General features: G+C 68.6%; 20 protein-coding genes. 8 read left to right on the top strand and 12 right to left on the bottom strand.

What is annotated here, in order from left to right; genetic code table 11:
• Positions 1-40 precede the first annotated feature (40 nt).
• Positions 41-1,021 (top strand): hypothetical protein, encoded by a 981-nt coding sequence (locus I0K15_RS00835; RefSeq protein WP_196103568.1) that lies wholly within the window; start codon positions 41-43, stop codon positions 1,019-1,021.
• Here I0K15_RS00835 and I0K15_RS00830 read toward each other — a convergent pair.
• Positions 1,018-1,407 carry a MerR family transcriptional regulator gene (locus tag I0K15_RS00830; protein WP_196103567.1) on the bottom strand — a complete coding sequence of 130 codons (390 nt, stop codon included), beginning with the start codon at positions 1,405-1,407 and terminating at the stop codon, positions 1,018-1,020. The genes I0K15_RS00835 and I0K15_RS00830 overlap by 4 nt on opposite strands.
• A gap of 166 nt (positions 1,408-1,573) precedes the next feature.
• Here I0K15_RS00830 and I0K15_RS00825 point away from each other — a divergent pair, with 166 nt between their 5' ends.
• The gene (locus I0K15_RS00825) at positions 1,574-2,035 is read left to right on the top strand and encodes a PaaI family thioesterase (protein ID WP_196103566.1); all 462 of its coding nucleotides are present in this window, start codon (positions 1,574-1,576) and stop codon (positions 2,033-2,035) included.
• The gene (locus I0K15_RS00820; protein WP_196103565.1) at positions 2,032-2,541 is read left to right on the top strand and encodes a PaaI family thioesterase; all 510 of its coding nucleotides are present in this window, start codon (positions 2,032-2,034) and stop codon (positions 2,539-2,541) included. Before I0K15_RS00825 ends, I0K15_RS00820 begins: the two co-directional genes overlap by 4 nt.
• Before the next feature lie 48 nt (positions 2,542-2,589).
• Here the strand turns inward: I0K15_RS00820 and I0K15_RS00815 are convergent, their stop codons facing one another.
• From I0K15_RS00815 to serS, 8 genes are all read right to left on the bottom strand, one after another.
• Complete coding sequence (locus I0K15_RS00815) at positions 2,590-3,210, bottom strand: HAD family hydrolase (protein ID WP_196103564.1); 621 nt, start codon at positions 3,208-3,210, stop codon at positions 2,590-2,592.
• Positions 3,207-4,658: a M23 family metallopeptidase gene (locus I0K15_RS00810; RefSeq protein WP_196103563.1), complete on the bottom strand. Its 1,452-nt coding sequence runs from the start codon at positions 4,656-4,658 to the stop codon at positions 3,207-3,209. Before I0K15_RS00810 ends, I0K15_RS00815 begins: the two co-directional genes overlap by 4 nt.
• Before the next feature lie 67 nt (positions 4,659-4,725).
• Positions 4,726-5,385, bottom strand: a complete 660-nt coding sequence (locus I0K15_RS00805; protein WP_196103562.1) for a protein-L-isoaspartate(D-aspartate) O-methyltransferase — start codon at positions 5,383-5,385, stop codon at positions 4,726-4,728.
• Positions 5,382-6,173, bottom strand: a complete 792-nt coding sequence (gene surE / locus I0K15_RS00800; RefSeq protein WP_196103561.1) for a 5'/3'-nucleotidase SurE — start codon at positions 6,171-6,173, stop codon at positions 5,382-5,384. Before surE ends, I0K15_RS00805 begins: the two co-directional genes overlap by 4 nt.
• A 67-nt stretch (positions 6,174-6,240) precedes the next feature.
• Positions 6,241-6,936, bottom strand: a complete 696-nt coding sequence (locus I0K15_RS00795; protein WP_196103560.1) for a hypothetical protein — start codon at positions 6,934-6,936, stop codon at positions 6,241-6,243.
• Positions 6,937-7,000: 64 nt separating this feature from the next.
• Positions 7,001-7,468: a DUF1203 domain-containing protein gene (locus I0K15_RS00790; RefSeq protein ID WP_196103559.1), complete on the bottom strand. Its 468-nt coding sequence runs from the start codon at positions 7,466-7,468 to the stop codon at positions 7,001-7,003.
• A 183-nt stretch (positions 7,469-7,651) separates the two neighbouring features.
• Positions 7,652-8,440 carry a nucleotidyltransferase domain-containing protein gene (locus tag I0K15_RS00785; protein ID WP_196103558.1) on the bottom strand — a complete coding sequence of 263 codons (789 nt, stop codon included), beginning with the start codon at positions 8,438-8,440 and terminating at the stop codon, positions 7,652-7,654.
• Complete coding sequence (serS, locus tag I0K15_RS00780) at positions 8,437-9,726, bottom strand: serine--tRNA ligase (protein ID WP_196103557.1); 1,290 nt, start codon at positions 9,724-9,726, stop codon at positions 8,437-8,439. Before serS ends, I0K15_RS00785 begins: the two co-directional genes overlap by 4 nt.
• A gap of 184 nt (positions 9,727-9,910) precedes the next feature.
• On the opposite strand from serS, the gene yajC reads away from it, so the two are divergent.
• The 5 genes from yajC to I0K15_RS00755 are packed head-to-tail and all read left to right on the top strand — an operon-like array spanning position 9,911 to position 13,972.
• Positions 9,911-10,234 (top strand): preprotein translocase subunit YajC, encoded by a 324-nt coding sequence (gene yajC, locus I0K15_RS00775; protein WP_196103556.1) that lies wholly within the window; start codon positions 9,911-9,913, stop codon positions 10,232-10,234.
• A 3-nt stretch (positions 10,235-10,237) separates the two neighbouring features.
• A complete protein-coding gene (gene secD, locus I0K15_RS00770) occupies positions 10,238-11,869 on the top strand; it encodes a protein translocase subunit SecD (protein ID WP_196103555.1) in 1,632 nt (543 codons plus the stop codon).
• 1 nt (position 11,870) lies between these two features.
• A complete protein-coding gene (secF, locus tag I0K15_RS00765) occupies positions 11,871-12,860 on the top strand; it encodes a protein translocase subunit SecF (RefSeq protein ID WP_196103554.1) in 990 nt (329 codons plus the stop codon).
• A complete protein-coding gene (locus I0K15_RS00760; protein WP_196103553.1) occupies positions 12,853-13,605 on the top strand; it encodes a sulfite exporter TauE/SafE family protein in 753 nt (250 codons plus the stop codon). Before secF ends, I0K15_RS00760 begins: the two co-directional genes overlap by 8 nt.
• Before the next feature lie 10 nt (positions 13,606-13,615).
• Entirely contained in the window at positions 13,616-13,972 is a 357-nt protein-coding gene (locus I0K15_RS00755) for an Mth938-like domain-containing protein (protein WP_196103552.1), read from the top strand.
• Positions 13,973-14,345: 373 nt separating this feature from the next.
• Here the strand turns inward: I0K15_RS00755 and I0K15_RS00750 are convergent, their stop codons facing one another.
• The 3 genes from I0K15_RS00750 to I0K15_RS00740 form a co-directional block, all read right to left on the bottom strand.
• Positions 14,346-16,163 carry an ABCB family ABC transporter ATP-binding protein/permease gene (locus I0K15_RS00750; protein ID WP_196103551.1) on the bottom strand — a complete coding sequence of 606 codons (1,818 nt, stop codon included), beginning with the start codon at positions 16,161-16,163 and terminating at the stop codon, positions 14,346-14,348.
• Between the two features lie 312 nt (positions 16,164-16,475).
• Positions 16,476-17,186 (bottom strand): anti-sigma factor, encoded by a 711-nt coding sequence (locus tag I0K15_RS00745; protein WP_196103550.1) that lies wholly within the window; start codon positions 17,184-17,186, stop codon positions 16,476-16,478.
• Entirely contained in the window at positions 17,183-17,737 is a 555-nt protein-coding gene (locus I0K15_RS00740; protein WP_196103549.1) for a sigma-70 family RNA polymerase sigma factor, read from the bottom strand. The genes I0K15_RS00745 and I0K15_RS00740 overlap by 4 nt, the downstream gene beginning before the upstream one ends.
• Between the last annotated feature and the right edge of the window lie 33 nt (positions 17,738-17,770).

Genomic DNA, 17,770 nt, shown 5'->3' with positions numbered 1-17,770 from the left:
CGCAGACATCTGGAACCGCGCGACCGCGCACAGGCGCGCGATGCCGAAGCCCGGGGCGCTCTCCGTCGTCTTCGTCATCGATGTGGGCAAGTTCGAGTGGCAGTCCGTCTTTCTCGTGAGCTCCCTCCTGCACCACTTCCCGCCCGGACTGATCGAGATCAGCGCCCACGTTCCGGCGCGCGCCATCGACAACGTCAGCCGCGACGTGCTCGATTTTCATGAGCGCAACGGCGTCGAGGTCGCCACCTTCCGGCGCAAGCGCGCCGGCTTCGCGACGCCCTACCGGCATGGCAACAAGATCCTCGCCTGCCTCACGCCGCGCCCCTCGGACTGGACGCTGTTCCTCGACACCGACACGATGGTGCTGCGCCGCTGCGATCCGGTGGCCGCGGCGGGCGAGGCGCTGCTGGCGGCGCTGCCGAGCAGCTTCGGCATGTGGGGGGCGAACCGGCAGAACCGCTGGCACGACGCCTACCGCGCGGTCGGGGCGCGCGGGGAGGATGTGCTGGCGCGGCACGGCGGCTTCCCCCATTTCAACGGCGGCGTCGTCCTCTATCGCAATGGTGCGCGGTACGGACCCGGCGGGGACATGCCCTTCGCCGAAGCGTGGCTCGACATCGCTCAGCGGCTCGACCACGCGCCCTACGTGCGGAATAAGCGGCCCTGGCTCGACCAGATCGCGCTCGGAACGCTGGCGGGGCTGATGGAGCCGGAGCAGATCGCGCCGCTCGACGGTTCGTGGAACATGTCGCTCGTTCGCAAGCAGGCGCGGGTGCCCTTCGGGACCAACATCCTGCACTACCACCGGAACAGCGTGCACCGGCCCGATCAGCTTCTGGGGCGGCGCGTGGTGGAGCGGATGCTGCGCGACCGCGCGCCCTTCGACAGTATCGAGGCGATCGCCACCCATCTGGCGGGCAGCATCGAGGGGCACAGGGTGCCCGGCTACAGTGCGAAACGGAATGCGAGGCAGGATGCGCGGCGCGCGCGCAAGGCCGCCGAACGGCGCGGTGAGCGCTAGCCGGCCTGCTGCTGCTCGGCGAGCGCGTCCTCGGCCACGCTGCGCAGGCGCTTGAGCTCGGTAATCGCCTCATCCAGCTCCTTTTTCCGGCTTTCCAGCTCGGTGATCTGACGGGTCGAGAGGTCGATCCACTCGCGATATTGCGTGGTCTGGTTGTCCTCCAGCTCGTAGAGTTCCAGCCACTGACGGATCTCCTCGAGGCTGAAGCCGAAGCGACGACCGCGCAGGATCAGGGTGAGCCGGGCGCGTTCCCGCGGACCGTAGAGACGCTTGCGCCCTTCGCGCTCGGGCGAGAGAAGTTCGATGTATTCGTAGTAGCGCAGCGTGCGCGGTGTCACCTCGAATTCCTCGCACATCTCCTGAAGAGTCTGTTTTTGCTCACTCATTCGGTGCGCTCCCCGTTTTTTCGTTCTTGGTGACGTTACGTCTATTGTCGTAGTGCATCTGTGAAAATCAAGGGTTGCAAGGCTTTCGTAGGGGAAGGTTGATGGCCTCGACGCGGTGCGGCGGGGCAGCCTATATGGTGCGGCGACCGAATGCAGCGAGGCCCCGATGAGCGACAGGCAGACCGACGATCCCCGGCTGGAGATGGCGCGGAGGATGACGGCGGTGATCCCGCACTCCGCCGCACTCGGCATGCACGTGCACGAGATCGGAGACGGTTTGGCCGTGATGTCCGTGCCTTACGACCGGAAGCTGGTGGGCGATCCGGCGACCGGCGTGATGCATGGCGGGGTGATCACGACGCTTCTGGACGGGTGCTGCGGGACGGCGGTAATGACCCATCCCAAGGCGCCGGGCGGCACCGCGACCATCGACCTGCGCATCGATTACATGCGCGCGGCAACGCCGGAGCAGCCGGTGACCGCGCGCGCCGAATGCTACCGTATCACCCGCAATGTCGCCTTCGTGCGCGCCATCGCCCATGACGGCGATCCCGACAATCCGGTGGCGCAGGCCAACGGGGCCTTCACCGTCGAGGGGCGCGGCACCAAGATCGGAGAGACGGCATGAGCGCGCGGCCCCGGCCCGAGCCGGTCCAGGTGGTGAAGTCGCGCCGGGATGCGGCCCTGGAGCGGCTGACGGGCTCGGTGCCCTACATGGAGTTCATGGGCATCTCCTTCGAGCGGCGGGGGAACGAGCTGACCGCTGTGCTCTCCTATTCCGATCACCTGATCGGCAACCCGATGCTGCCCGCGCTCCACGGTGGGGCGATCGGGGCGTTTCTTGAGTCAGCGGCATTGATGGAACTGATGTGGTCGCAGGTCTGGGAGCGGATGGAATCCGGCGGCGTGGCTGCCGAACGGATCGAGGCCGGAGACTTCCCCGGCTGGCCCAAGGTGATCGACATCACCGTGGACTACCTCCGCTCCGGCCTGCCGCGCGACGCCTATGCCCGCGCCACGATCACGCGCGCCGGGCGGCGCTATGCCTCGGTTCGAGCCGAGGCCTGGCAGGACGACCGCTCCAAGCTCTTCGCCGAGGCGTCGGTGCACTTTCTCATGCCGCAGGAGGGGTGAGAGGGCAGGACCGCCTCCGGCGGGCGTATTGGCCGGAAAGATGAAGGATCAGGCGAGTCGCGTCGGGAGCTCTGTGAGGCTGTCGATACGTTCAACGTGGGCTGGTGCGGTGCGAAGGTGGGCCCAGGGGCCGCGGTGCAGCCAGATGGCGCGCAGGCCCGCCGCCCTGGCCGGGGCGACGTCGTTGTCGTAGCGGTCGCCGACATGGACCACCTCCGCCGGGGCGAAGCCGCTTTCCGCCACGATCCGGTCGAAGAAGCGCGTGTCGGGTTTCGAGACTCCCCAGGTATGGGAAGAGCCGAGGCCATCGGCCTCGATCCCAACGCGGGCGAGCGCGGCCTCGGAGCCCTTCGGCTGGTTTCCCGCGATCCCGACGAAGAGGCCCTGCGCCCGCAATGCGGCGATGCAGGGCAGGGCGTCGGGGTAGAGGCTAGTGGCCGGGATCTCGTAGGGCTCGCCCGCGTCCTCCCGCGCCGGATCGAAGTCGGGGTCGAAATGGGAGAAGACTGCGCGGTGCGACCGGCCTTGCGCGATCAGGGCGCCGGGCACCGTGAAGAAAGTGAGCCGCGGGACGCGCATCGCGTCGGCCCAGCAGCTCCAACAGGTGGTCTCATCCACCAGTGTCTCGCCCACGTCGAACAGGATGGCGCGTGGGCGAGGCGGGTTCAAAGGTATTCGGCGGGGTTCGTGTGCTGCATGCCACGGCGGACCTGGAACTGGACCGAGGGCTCGCTCCGGTCGGCGACGACCCCGATGCTCTGCCCGCGCGAGACGCTGTCGCCGCGCGCCACCGTCACCCCGGTGATGCGGCCATAGACTGTCACGAGGTTGTTGGGGTGGCGGACCATCACGATGGTGTCGAGATCGCCGACGGAGCGGGAGACCAGCACCACCTCGCCATCACCGGCCGCACGCACCGACGTACCGGCGGCGGCGGCGAAGTCGATGCCCTCGTTGCGGTTCGCACCGCCCGTGGGGGCGTAGCCGCGCAGGACGGGCCCGTCGACCGGCGGCACGAAGACCGCGTTGGAGGCGACCGGTGCCGGGGCGGATTCGGCATCCGTCGCCGTTCCGGGCGGCAGGGACGCGACCTCGGTTTCCACCGGGGCCGTCGCCGCGGGTGCGGCTGCGACCGGAGCAGCGGTGGCCGGTGCAGCAGGCGCAGGTGATGAGGTCACCGGTGCCGCCTCGGTCGCCGTCGCGACCTCGGTACCCGCGCCCGAACGATACTGGTCGAGATTGGGGCTCGCGGGCCGCTCCACGGCGAGGGTGATGTCGTCGGGCAGCGGCTCGGCGGACGAGGGCGGCGGCGTCAGTGCGCCCGCGCCGGAGCCCGGCAGCGGTGTGTCCGCGCCCACCGGCGTCGTCGATTGCGGCAGGGCGACGGGCGGCACGCTCGCCACGACCGTGCCGGTGGCGCCCGCGGGCGGGATCTCGATCACTTGACCGGGGCTCAGCGCGAAGTCGGCGCCGAGGCTGTTCCAGTCGGCGAGTGCCGTGACCGGCGTGTTGTAGGAACGCGCGATGGAATAGAGCGTCTCGCCCGGGGCGACCGAGTGGCGGACCGCATTGCTCGCCACTGCGCCGGTCGCTGCGGGGGCGGCGGCAGGCAGGGGCTCGACACCCGCGGTGGGCGCGAGCACGTCCTGCTGGACCGGCGCCTGTCCGGCCCGGTCGATGGCGGCCTGGGCGAGGTCGAGGCTCCACCCGTCCGCGCTGCTCGGCGTTCCGGCCGCGACGCTTGCGTAGCGGTCGGCGCGCGGCGGCAGCACCAGCTCCTCGCCCGCGACGGGGTTGTAGCCGGCGGGCAGGCCATTGTAGGCGGCGAGCTCGCCTTCAGGCAGACCGGCGCGCTGCGCGACGGTCGCCACGCTGTCGCCCTCGACCACCTGGATCGTCTGGTAGCTGCCGCGGTCGATGATGCCGCGCCCGTCGACGGTGCCGGCGCTGGCGACCACCGGGGCGGCACTCGTCACGCCCGGCGCGGGGTCGGAGCCGCGGAACACGACCGGAGCGACGGTGCCGTCGCCGGTTTCGGTGCAGGCGGCGAGGAGGAGGGCGCTGCCGAGCATAAGCAGCCCGGAGCGGGTATGCGGGATCATGCGGATGCGCGTCATCGCGTGGAACTTTCCTGTTTGCTCGGACCCTTTGCGGGTCGACTGTCTTGCCTCAAAGTTTTCGGGTCTATCCGTCCGCCAGATCGTCCGCCACGCCTTCGAGAAGCGGAACAAAACGCACGTCGCCCAGTTCAGTATACTCCATACCGTCCTCGGTCTTCACCCCTTTTATGAGATGCTGGACGGTGTCCGACTGGCCCACCGGGATCACGATGACGCCACCGACGCGCAATTGGTCGATCAGAACCTGCGGCGGGTCCTCGGCCGCGGCGGTAACGATGATGCGGTCGAAGGGGGATTGTTCGGGCAGGCCGGAGGTGCCGTCGCCGGTGATGACGGTCACGTTGTCGGCCCCGATCGCCGCGAGAGCCGCCCGCGCCTGCCGCGACAGCGGGCGGTGCCGCTCGATGGTGTAGACCCGCCGCGCGAGCTTCGCGAGCACCGCCGCCTGGTAGCCGGAGCCCGCGCCCACCTCCAGCACCTTGCAGCGTGGGTTCAGGTCCAAGGCCTGGGTCATCAGCCCGACCACCGAGGGCTGGCTGATCGTCTGTCCGCAGGAGATCGGGAGGGGGATGTCCTCCAGCGCGCGCGCCTTGAAGATCCCGTCGAGGAACGCCTCGCGCGGCACCGCCTCGATCGCGTCGAGCACCGCGCGGTCGCGCACGCCGTTCCGGCGCAGCGACATGACGAAGGCCATGCGGGCCTCGCGTTCCTCCTCGGGCGTCATGCCAGCAGCTCGTCCAGCCCGTCGACGAGATCGCGTGCCGTCAGGTCCGCGCGCAGTGGCGTGACCGTGATGCTGCCTTCGAGGGCCTCGCGCGCGTCCGTGCCGGGCGCGCAGGTGGCGTTGCCCATACCGTGCTTGATCCAGAGGTAGCGGCGGCCGTTCGGGGCCGTCTGCGGCTCCAGCCCGAAGGGCGAGCCGCCGCGCTCGCCCTGCCGCGTGGCGACGGTGCCCTTGACCTCCGCCGGATCTAGAAGAGCGGGGAAGTTCACGTTGTAGAAGACGCCGTAGCGCCCTTCGACCTCCCACCGGGCCTTGTCGTAGAGCTGGCGGACGATGCGCGCGCCATGGGCACGGGCGGTGGCGAACCCGTCCTCGGCCTGCCAGGTCTCCGCGCTGTAGTACTGCGACATCGCGATGGCGCGCACCTGGTGGATCGCCGCCTCCATCGCGCCGCCGATCGTGCCGGAATAGAGCGTGTCCTCGGCCACGTTATGCCCCCGGTTCACGCCCGACAGGACGAGATCCGGCGGATTGTCCTTCATCACCTCGAAGAGGCCCGCCATGACGCAATCGGCCGGGGAGCCCTCCACGGCGAAACGGCGTTCTCCGTGTCTTTCCAGACGCATGGGGCGGATGTAGCTGATGCAGTGGCCGACGCCGGACTGCTCGAAGGCGGGGGCGACGACCCAGACCTCGCCGTCGGGTCCCGCGATCTCCTCCGCAATGGCTTCGGCCACCTTCAGGCCCGGGGCGGTGATGCCGTCGTCATTGGTGATGAGGATGCGCATGGGTCGAGATCTCCGCCGTCTTGCCTAGCCCCAGCACTAAAGAGGGCGCCCGGAACGGTCCAGCATCTCAGGCGGTTTTGCGCCCCCGCGTGGCGATAAGGACACCGGCGATCAGCACGATGCCCAGGGTGGCGAGCGCGACCATGCCGCGGCTGCCATCCATGTTGGTCGCGATCACCCCCAGCAGCGCCCAGGCCACCGCCGTGGCATAGCCCGGCACGAAGCCGAGGCCGAGCTGGTACATCGCGGCGAGCCCGATGACGATGACCAGGAACACGTAGCCCCAGCCCGACGCGTCGAAGACGAAGCCGTAGCCTGCGCAGAGGAGTGCGAGCGACACGCCCGTCGCCGCACTCAGCCAGCCCGCATAGAGCCCCAGTGGCAGGTCGGTGAGCCACGGATCCCGCGCCGCCCGCCCGACGAGAAGAGCGGAGAGCGCGCCGCCCAGCATCAGCGTGATGAGGATCGTCGCCCAGACCGGGCTCACCTGCGCAATCGGCAGCCAGACGGAGCCTACGCCGAGCGACAGGATCAGCGGCGGCCGGATCGTCCGGTCCTCAAGCTTTGGGCGCAGCACCTGCCGCGCGCCGTGGGCGATGAGGGCGAGGTAGATCGGTCCCCAGATCGCGAAGGCCCAGCCCGCAGGCTGGATCGGCGGATCCTCCTGCGGGACCGGAAACGCCTCGGGGTCGAAGCCGTCGAACGGGGTGAGAAACGGCACCAGCGCAAAGACGATGGCGAGGCCGAGGACGAGGTAACGCATGGGGAACCGCCGCTTTGTTGCCCAATCCGAGATATCGCCCCGGCGGCCCTGGGCCAACACCTCCTTACGGACGTGTGATGCGCACATGGAAGCAGTTGTTCCGCGCCGAACGCACATCCACGAAAGCGACATCGGGGTCCTCGAGGATCCGCTCCGCCGCCTCCGGAATACTGCTGGTCGGCACGATGGCGCCCGTGCCGTAGCAGATCCGGTGATCGGCGGTGTAGCCCTTGATCAGGTAGTCGGGACTGGTGAGGAAGGCCGGGATCTTCGCCGATGGCGCGGGCGCTTCGCACTCCTCGGCACACAGGAAGATCGGCCCGACCTCGGCATAGGGCTGCGCTTCGGGAAAGGGCCGCCAGGCGAGAGTGAGGTACGCGGCCCCCGCAGGCACCGGTTTCAAGCAGTGCCGACAAGGCACACCGTCCCCGTCGCTGATGGCCCGGTCTGGCGCGCCTCCCCAGAAATCGGGACCGCCCCGTTGGACGGCACGGACCTCGTCGGTGGGCAAGGCGTGGAAGCGGATCGGCATGGCAAACTCCTCGGGACGCTGTCCCGGGGACATTGCGTCCGCCGGCGGATCTCCTCCACCCGGATCATGCCGTGGTGCCTCCGAATGTCGTTTCGCGCTGCCGACTTCGCCTCTGGCGAAGGCCTTCGGCGAGGATATTTGGAACAAGCTGGAAAGTGGCGCAGATGCCGATGGCGCCACAGTTCAGACGGCGTAGACCCAGTGGCGAAAGATGTCCTCCGCCTCTTCTCGCAGGTCTGGTTGGGTTCGATCCCGGGGTTCGGAGGTCCTCGCTGCCGCCTGCTCCAACGCGTCACGGACGAAAGCCACGATGGTTTGCGGCGCCGGCGCAGTGCCGAGTTCCCGTGTCCGGGCCTTGCGCGCTATGAGTGCGTCGGTTTCATCCTGAAGCCCCTGTGGCAGCTCCAGCCCGGACATCAGTGCGCCGATCTGCATCGGCGGCGGGTCGGTGCGCTGCTCCAGCCAAGTGAGAGCCAGGGCCGGGCGCAGCGCGTAGAACAGTTTCTTCAGTTTCACCTCTTGCCCATCGCCCGCGGCCTTCCGCGCTCCGTCGGCGAGGCGCAGGTAGTGCCATGTCAGTGCCCGCCGATCGAGCGCGCGCTCTGCGAACTCTAGGAGTGCTGCCCGCAGCTCCGGGTGGTCGCGGTAGCGGATCGGCGATTGCAGCCATTCCAGCACCACCGCGTTCGACTTCAGGATCAGCCGCAGTGCCTTGCCGAGATCCCAGCCGTTCACGTCGAGATCGCCAGTGATCTCCCGCTCGATCACGTCGCGATCCCGCTCCAGCCGCAGATAGCGCTCCGGAGCCCGCAAGTAGATGAACCGCGCGTCGTAGTCGCTGTCGGGCGACGGAAAACCCCAGGCGCGTGAGCCGCTTTCGATCGCGATCGGGATGCGCACCGCGTCGTCAACGGCGATGGCGTCGAGCGCAGCCTCGACCCGCGCCCGCGCTTCCGCCGGGATAGTCGTCACGCCAGCACACCCTCCGCCGTGACCCGGGTCTTGCCGCCCAGATAGGGGTGCAGCGCCTGGGGCAGCAGCACGGAGCCGTCCGCCTGCTGCCCGTTCTCCAGCACCGCGATCAGCGTGCGGCCCACCGCGAGGCCGGAGCCATTGAGCGTGTGGACGAACTCGGGCTTGCCGCCACCCTCGGGCCGGAAGCGGGCATTCATCCGCCGGGCCTGGAAGGCACCCGTGGTCGAGCAGGACGAGATCTCGCGGTAGGTGTCCTGGCCCGGCAGCCAGACCTCGATGTCATGGGTGCGCCGCGCGCCGAAGCCCATGTCTCCGGTGCAGAGCACGACCGTCCTATAGGGCAGGCCGAGCCGCTCCAGGATGTCCTCCGCACAGCGGGTCATGCGCTCGAGCTCCGCGTCGCTCTCGTCCGGGTGGGTGATCGAGACCATCTCCACCTTCTCGAACTGGTGGTGACGCAGCATTCCGGCGGTGTCACGCCCCGCGCTCCCCGCCTCGGAGCGGAAGCACAGGGTGTGCGCCGTCATGCGGCGGGGCAGGGTGGCCGCATCGAGGATCTCGCCCGCCACCGAATAGGTGAGCGTCACTTCGGAGGTCGGGATCAGCCACCAGCCATTGGTGGTCTGGTAGCTGTCGTCGCCGAACTTGGGCAGCTTGTCGGTGCCCAGCATCGCCTCGTCGCGCACGAGGACGGGGGTCGCCGTCTCCTCCAGCCCGTTCTCGTTGACGTGCACATCGATCATGAACTGGGCGAGCGCGCGGTGCAGCCGCGCCATCGCGCCGCGCAGCACCACGAAGCGCGCGCCGGACAGCTTCGCCGCCGTTTCGAAATCGAGGCCCTTGGCAGCGGGGAGCTCGTAATGCTCCTTCGGCGTGAAGTCGAATTCCGGCGGCGTGCCCCAGCGGCGCAGCTCGACATTGTCGGCCTCGTCCGCACCGTCGGGCACGCTGTCATAGGGCAGGTTGGGCAGGCGCATCAGGTGGTCGTCGAGCTCCTCCTGCGCGGCCTTGGCCTCCTCCTCCAGCCGGGCGATCTCGTCCTTCTTCTCGGCCACAAGCGCGCGCAGGCGCTCGAATTCCGCTTCGTCGCCCCGGCCCTTGGCGGCGCCGACCTCCTTCGAGGCGCGGTTGCGCTCCTGAAGCGCCGCCTCCGCCGCCTGGATCGCGGCGCGCCGCCGGGCGTCGATGGCGAGCAGTTCGGAGGACACCGCAGCCTCGCCGCGCCGCGCAAGCGCGGCATCGAAGGCGTCGGGATTGTCGCGGATCATGCGGATGTCGTGCATGGTGTCCTCCGGTTTCTGAACGTCGCCGGCGCCTTATGCGCAATCGCGCCTGCCCGCGCAATCGCCTCGGCCTTCATCTTTCCCCAAATACGCGATCGGACCATCCGCCACCCCGCCTTGCACCCGCCCATGGGGCGCTATACGTTCCGCGCGACCCTAGACACCCCAACGATAAGGGATGCCCATGATCGTGACCCCCGCCTACGCGCAGGCTGCCGGTGGCGCCGGCTCCGGCCTTGCCTCCTTCCTGCCGATCATCCTGATCTTCGCGATCATGTACTTCCTGCTGATCCGCCCGCAGCAAAAGCGGATGAAGGAGCACCGGAACATGGTCGAGGCGCTGCGCCGCGGCGACCAGGTCGTCACGCAGGGCGGGCTGATCGGCAAGGTCGTGAAGGTGAAGGAGGACAACGAGGTCGAGGTGGAACTCGCTGAGGGCGTCAAGGTCCGCGTCGTCAAGAACACCGTCGCCCAGGTGCTGTCGAAAACCGAACCCGCGAAGGACTGAGCAATGCTCGACTTCCCGCTCTGGAAGAAGCTCGGCGTGGTGGTCCTCTGCCTCGCCGCGCTGGTGTTTTCCGCCCCCAATCTGTTCTACAGCCAGGTCGAAGCGTCGAACGACGCCATCGCCGAGGGGGAGAGCGGGACCTGGCCCGGGTTCCTGCCATCGAGCCTGGTGAACCTCGGGCTCGACCTGCGCGGCGGCGCGCATCTGCTGGTCGAGGTGCAGGTCGAGGACGTCTATCAGGAGCGGATGGAGGGGATCTTCCCCGAGGCGCTGCGCGTGCTGCGCGACATCCGCGATGAGGTGGGCACCGTGCGCCGCGTCGACACGGTCGAAGGCGAGCTCCTGCTCCGCATCGGTGAGCCCGCGGGGCAGGATGCCGCCGTCACGGCGCTGCGCACGCTGGCGACGCCGATCACCACGCTCACCGGCATCGGCCAGACCGATATCGAGATCGTGCCCGAGGGCAGCGACCGCATCCGCATCCGCCTCAGCGATGAGGAGAAGGCGGCGACCGACAACCGCACGCTGCTCCAGTCCGTCGAGATCGTGCGCCGCCGGGTAGACGAGACCGGCACGCGGGAGCCCACGATCCAGCGGCAGGGCTCGGACCGCATCCTGATTCAGGTGCCCGGCGTCGGCTCCGCCCAAGAGGTCATCGACATCATCGGGACCACCGCGCGCCTCGGCTTTCACGAGGTTGTGAGCGTCACGTCGGACGAAAATGCGCGGCCGGGTGGGGGCAACATGGTGCTGCCGTCCGTGGATGAACCCGGCACGTTCTATGTGTTAACACGTCGTCCCATCGTGTCGGGCGAGCAGCTCGTGGACGCGCAGCCGGGCTTCGATCAGAACAACCGGCCTGCCGTCACCTTCCGCTTCAACGCGACCGGCGCGCGGATATTCGGGGACTACACCGCCGCCAATATCGGCCAGCCCTTCGCCATCGTGCTGGATGACGAGGTGATCTCGGCCCCGCGGATCCAGAGCGCCATTCCCGGCGGCTCAGGCATCATCACCGGACAGTTCACGCCCGAAAGCTCCAACAACCTCGCGATCCTGCTGCGCTCCGGTGCGCTGCCGGCGGAGATCGTGGTGCTCGAACAGCGGACCATCGGGCCGGAGCTTGGCGCAGACTCCATCGAAGCAGGGCGGCTCGCCACCATGGTGGCCTTCGCCGCGGTGCTCGTCTTCATGGCGCTGAGTTACGGGCTCTTCGGGCTCTTCGCGAACGTGGCCCTGATCCTCAACGTCTCGATGATCTTCGCAGTGCTTTCGGTGCTCGGCGCCACTTTGACCCTGCCGGGCATCGCCGGGATCGTGCTGACGGTCGGCATGGCCGTGGACGCCAACGTGCTGATCTTCGAGCGAATACGCGAAGAGCTGAAATCGGCGAAAGGCCCCGCCCGCGCCATCCAGCAGGGCTACGACAAGGCGTTCTCGGCCATCGTCGACGCCAACATCACCACCTTCATCGCCGCCGTGATCCTGTTCGCCATCGGCTCCGGCCCGGTGCGCGGCTTCGCCGTCACGCTGGGTGTCGGGATCATCACCAGCGTCTTCACCGCGCTCTTCGTCACGCGGCTCTTCGTGGTCACGTGGTTCGACGCGCGGCGGCCCAAGACTATCGAGGTTTGACATGCGCCTGAGACTGGTGCCGCAGGGCACGACCCTCGATTTCTTCAAGATCCAGGCCGCAACCTTCGGCCTGTCGCTGATCGCGGTCATCGCCTCCATCGTGCTGTTCTTCACCGTCGGCCTGAACTACGGCATCGACTTCCGCGGCGGCTCGATGATCATGACCGAGACGGTGGAGCCGGTGGCGACGGAGGACTACCGCGCGCTCCTCGGTGAGCTCGACGTGGGCGACGTGACGGTCAGCGAGATCAGCGATCCGGCGGCCGATCTCACCGGTGCCGCCGCCAACGCCGCGATGATCCGCATCGAGCAGCAGGACGGGGCGGAGGCGATCCAGCAGGAGACGATCAACCGCGTCGTCGAGGCTCTTCGGGCCGAGTTCGCGGGCCTCACGATCCTGGCCACCGAAAGCGTCGGGGCCAAGGTCTCGGGCGAGCTGGTCCGCGCCGGCGCGCTCGCCGTCTGTCTCGCCGTGGGCGCCGTGCTCTTCTACATCTGGCTGCGCTTCGAGTGGCAGTTCGCGCTGGGGGCCGTGGCGGCACTGGTGCACGACGTGGTGTTGACGATCGGGATCTTCAGTCTGCTGGGCATTGAGTTCAATCTCGCCATCATCGCCGCCATCCTGACCATCGTCGGCTATTCGCTGAACGACACTGTCGTCGTCTTCGACCGGGTGCGGGAGAACCTGCGCCGCTACAAGAAGAAGGCGCTGCGCGACGTGCTGAACCTGTCGCTCAACGAGACGCTGAGCCGGACCCTGATGACCTCCGTCACCACGCTGCTCGCGCTGATCTCGCTCTACGTGCTGGGCGGCGAGGTGATCCGCGGCTTCACCTTCGCGATGATCTGGGGCGTCATCATCGGGACCTATTCCTCGGTCTTCGTCGCCGCCCCGATCCTGCTGCGCCTCGACGTGAAGCGCGACTGGTCGAAGGACGGCAGCGGCGGCGGGCCGAAGGGCGGCACGAAGTTTGCCCATATCGATGCCTGAGGCGCTGGGGGCGGTCGCGGCCACCCCCGGTTTCTTTCTCGTTGTTCTCGCCATCGTCGCGGCCGGGCTGGTGCTCGGCTTTGCAGGCTTTGGCGCGGCACTGATCTTCCTGCCGGTGGCCACCACCGTTCTGCCGGTCGAGGAGGCGATCGTGGCGATGTCGGTGACAGCGCTCGGGACGACCGTCTCGCTGGTGCCGCGAGCCTGGCGGCAGGCGGATCGCGGGGAAGTAGGGCTCTTGCTGCTCGGCGCGGCGGTCCTGTCCCCGATCGGCGTGGCGCTGCTCAAGATCGTGCCGCAGGAGGCGCTGCGCTGGACCGTCGCGGGCGTCGCCGTCATCACCCTCGCCGCCCTGATCGCCGGCTGGCGCTGGCGCGGCACGGTGCGGCGGCCGGGTCTCGTCGGTCTCGGCGGTGGGGCGGGGCTGATAGGTGGGATGACGGGGCTCACCGGTCCGGTCGTCATACTCTTCTACCTCGCCGGCCCCTCGGGGGCGGAGAAGGTGCGGGCCAACACGCTCCTCTTTCTCAACCTCCTCGGCATCATCCTGATCGGCGTGCTCTGGGCGCAGGGGTTGCTGACGGCGCGCGCTTTGGCCGCTGGCGCGCTTCTGGTGGTGCCATACATGGTGGCGGGACGGATCGGGCAGGCCATGTTCCGCCCCGAGGCCGAGACGACCTACCGCCGCATCGCCTACGCGGTGATCGCGCTCGCGATCCTGACGGGCCTGCCGCTGTTCGACTGAAGGAAAGACCATGCGACTGAACGAGATCACCTATGACGGATCGAAGCCGGTGGACGGCTACGGCGAGGGCTTCTTCCGCGTCGGCGGCCAGGTGATCGAGGGCGGAGCGGCCTTGCTGCCCTCCGGCCCCGTCGCCTGGTCGGGTGAGGCCGCCCCGCTGGTCGCGGAGGCCGAGGCGATCGACGTCGTGCTGCTCGGCATGGGCGCGGACATCGCCAACCCGCCCGAGGATCTGGTCGCCGAGCTGGAGGCCGCCGGGATGGGCGTCGAGGTCATGTCCTCGCCCTCGGCCTGCCGCACCTACAACGTGCTCCTGAGCGAAGGGCGGCGCATCGCGGCAGCGGTGTTCCCGGTGGTGGCCGGCTGACCGGCCTCCGGCGGGGATATTTGGAGAAGAGAGAGCGGTGCCACTCGGTCCTGCTGCTTCGGTGGAAGGGCAGCCGCTGCGATCCCGGCGTTTGTCCCGGAGTTCGATCGGTCTTCGCTGACCAGAGATCTCTCGATTCGCCGCCCCGTACCTGCTGGCAGTAACGGTCCTCTAAGGAACCGCACCACCCCGGACTTGATCCGGGGTCTTCGGGTTTCGATGAACGGCGGGTTTTTAGGGAGTGAGCGGTCCCGGCGCTGCGGCCGGGACGGTGGTATGGTGGGCACCAGCCATTCGGATCCTTTCCTGGGTCTCCGTCCTCCAAGCGCAAGGAGTGGAGCAAACGGTCCCGGATCGGGTCCGGGACGGCCGCCTACTCCGCGGCCACGCCTTCCTGCTCATCCTCCTCGGCGGCCTGGCGGGCCCACATGCGGGCGTAGCGGCCGTTGAGGGCGATCAGCTCCTCGTGGGTGCCCTGCTCAGCCACCTCGCCCGCGTCGAGCACCACGATCCGGTCGGCGTGCACGATGGTGGAGAGCCGGTGGGCGATGGTGATGACCGTGCGGCCCTCGCCCATCTCCGTGAGGCTGTCCTGTATGCCTTGCTCGGTCTCCGTATCGAGCGCCGATGTGGCCTCGTCGAGCAGCAGGATCGGCGGGTTCTTCAGGATGGTGCGGGCGATGCCCACGCGCTGCTTCTCACCACCTGACAGCTTCAGCCCGCGCTCGCCCACCTTGGTGTCGTAGCCCTCGGGCAGGCTCGCGATGAAGTCGTGAATGCGGGCGGCCCGCGCGGCCTCCTCAATCTCCTCCTGCGTGGCACCGGGGCGGCCATAGGCGATGTTGTAGCCGACCGTGTCGTTGAAGAGCACCGTGTCCTGCGGCACGACGCCGATGGCGCAGCGAAGGCTCTCCTGCGTCACGTCGCGCAGGTCCTGCCCATCGATGCGGATGGCACCCCCGGTCACGTCGTAGAAGCGGAAGAGCAGCCGCCCGATGGTGGACTTGCCCGAGCCCGAATGCCCGACCAGCGCCACCGTGTCCCCGGGCGGCACGTCGAGGGTGATGCCCTTCAGGATCTGCCGGTCGCCGTCATAGTCAAAGCGCACGTTGTCGAGCTCGATCCGCCCGCCCTTCACGTCGATATCCGGCGCGTCGGGCTTGTCCGTGATCTCCGCCGGCTGCTCCAAGAGGCCGAACATCTCCCCCATGTCGACGAGCGCCTGCCGGATCTCCCGATAGACGGTGCCGAGGAAGTTCAGCGGCATGGTGATCTGCATCATGTAGAGGTTCACGGCCGTGAACTCGCCGACCGTCAGATCCCCCGCCACGACGCCGCGCGCCGCCATCACCAGCACGATGACGAGGCCGCCGGTGATGATGAGGGACTGGCCGAAGTTGAGGGCGGTCAGCGAGAGGGCGGTCTTGATCGCCTCGCGCTCGTAGCCCTCCATCGACCCGTCGTAGCGCGCGGCCTCCCGCCGTTCGGCGCCGAAATACTTCACCGTCTCGAAGTTCAGGAGGCTGTCGATCGCCTTCTGGTTCGCGTCGGTGTCGCGCTCGTTCATCCGGCGCCGGATCGCGACGCGCCACTCGGTGACCTGGAAGGTGAAGGCGGTGTAGAGCCCGATCGTGGCCAGCACGACCACCGCGTAGATCGGCCCGAACATGTACCAGAAGATGCCCGCCATCAGCGTCAGCTCGACGATCAGCGGCCCGATGGAGAAGAGGACGAAGCGCAGGAGGAAGTCGACGCCCTTCACCCCCCGCTCGATGATCCGGCTCAGGCCCCCGGTCTTGCGCGTGATGTGATAGCGCAGCGAGAGGGCGTGGATGTGCTCGAAGGTCTCGATCGCCAGCCGCCGCAGCGCCCGCTGGCCGACCTTGGCAAAGACCGCGTCGCGCAGCTGGGCGAAGAAGACCTGGCCGGTCCGCGCGAGGCCGAAGCCGATGACCAGGGCCACCGGCCCGACGAACAGAAGGAAGCTCGTGTCGGGCTCGCCCCCCAGCGCATCGACGGCATTGGCGAAGAAGAGAGGCGTGGCCAGCGTGATGATCTTGGCGAGCACCAGCATCAGGAGGGCCGCGACGACCCGAACCTTCATCTCCGGCTGCCCGGCGGGCCAGAGATACGGCACGACCTTCGGCAGGACGGAGCCGTCGGCGCGTGGCGGATCTGTCTGGGCTGTCATTCGGCGCGGGCTCCTGCACGATCTACGCCTCAGATAACGCCGTGGTGAGGATTTCGCCAGAGAGCGCGGTGATGAGGCACCGATAACAGGGAGTGGGCGACGAGCCGGTCGGGGATGAAACTGTCAACCGACTCGCCGCCGAGGCAGCAGAAAAAGCGACGTTGCTACCTCATTCCGCCGGGGCGCTTGCCGCCGGTGAATTCTGATCACTGCGTTGCAGATATCAGTATAACCACACCACAGATGGGTTGGTTCCGATGGTCTGTCACCATTGGCAAAATAATCGTGAACACCCTTGAAGATCAGGGTCGATCAGATCGGCGCGATGGGTCCGATGGCCAGGATCGCGCCCGTCGGCGCGCCGGTCGGGGAGCCGCCCGGAGGCTCGTCGCTGATCGCGAAATATCCAGCGGGACCAACGCTCTGCGCGAGATCTGCGGGCAGGGGAACGTCGACCCGGGCGGCATCGGTGATGAGGCCGAGCGAGCGCGGCGCCGCCTCCGCATCGGGCGCGAACCACAGCTCCAGCTCGCGACCCGGTGACGCAGCTCCAGCCACGCGGTTGAGGCGCAGCACCGCGGCCTCCCGATCGTAGAGGCCGAGGACGCCGAGACTGCCGTCGACCGAGTAGAGCGCGGTGACGAGCGGGGGCTCTGCGGGCGGGGGAAGCAGCACCGGCCGCACCGCGAAGAAGACGGCGGCGAGCACGCCTGCGACGGCGATCCCGCGCCACAGCGCGGCGCCGCGCCACAACCGGGCGAGGAGGGAGACATCCTCCTCCCGCTCTTCGAACAGATACTCTTCGAGCGCGCTCTTGATTGCCGGTGGCGGGCTCACCTCGGCGAACTCGTAGTCGAGCTGCGTGAGCCGCTGCCGCCAGCCGGCCACTTGCGCCGCGAAGTCGGGGTCATAGCTCGCCCGCGCCAGCGCCGCGGCCCGCGCCTCGCCCTCGAGTAGATCGAGGGCGAGCTCGGCGGCGAGGTAGCCCTCCTCGGGCGGCTGCTCTTCGGTGCGCTCGCTCATCGCGCGCCTCCGGTGCCACCCATGCAGGTGCGCAGGGCGATCAGCGCGCGCCGCAGCCAGGTGCGCATGGTGTTGAGCGGGACCCCGTGTCGGGTGGCGAGCTCCTTGTAGGTCAGCCCGTCGAGATAGGCGCCGCGCACCGCGTCGGCCCGCGCGACCTCAAGCTCGCCGAGGCAGTCGTCGATCCTGCGGCGGGTGTCGGCGGCGAGTGCTGCCGCCTCCGGCCCCGGGGCCGGGTCGGCGATCGCGATCGCCTTGTCGATCTCCACCTCGGTATCCCTCCTCTGGCGCAGCCGGTCGATGGCGGCATTGCGCGCGATGGCGACCATCCAGCTAATGGGGCTGTAGCCGCCGGCGCGGTAGCGGCCCGCCGCGCGCCAGATCTTGATGTAGACCTCCTGCAGGACCTCCTCCGCCGCGGCGCGCTCCTTCAAGATACGGAGGCACACGCCGAACAGTTTCGCGGACGTGCGATCGTAGAGCGCGGAAAACGCGGCACGATCGCCCAGCGCGCAGCGCGCGAGCAGGTGTTCCAGTTCTTCTGCGGTCACGGGCCGGGGGGTCCCCTGAGTGCATGCGTGTGG

The organism is Pontivivens ytuae (assembly GCF_015679265.1).
GTDB classification, from domain to species: Bacteria; Pseudomonadota; Alphaproteobacteria; order Rhodobacterales; family Rhodobacteraceae; genus Pontivivens; species Pontivivens ytuae.
Note: the sequence above shows the minus strand (reverse complement) of the source record. Positions and strands in the feature narration are given on the sequence as shown.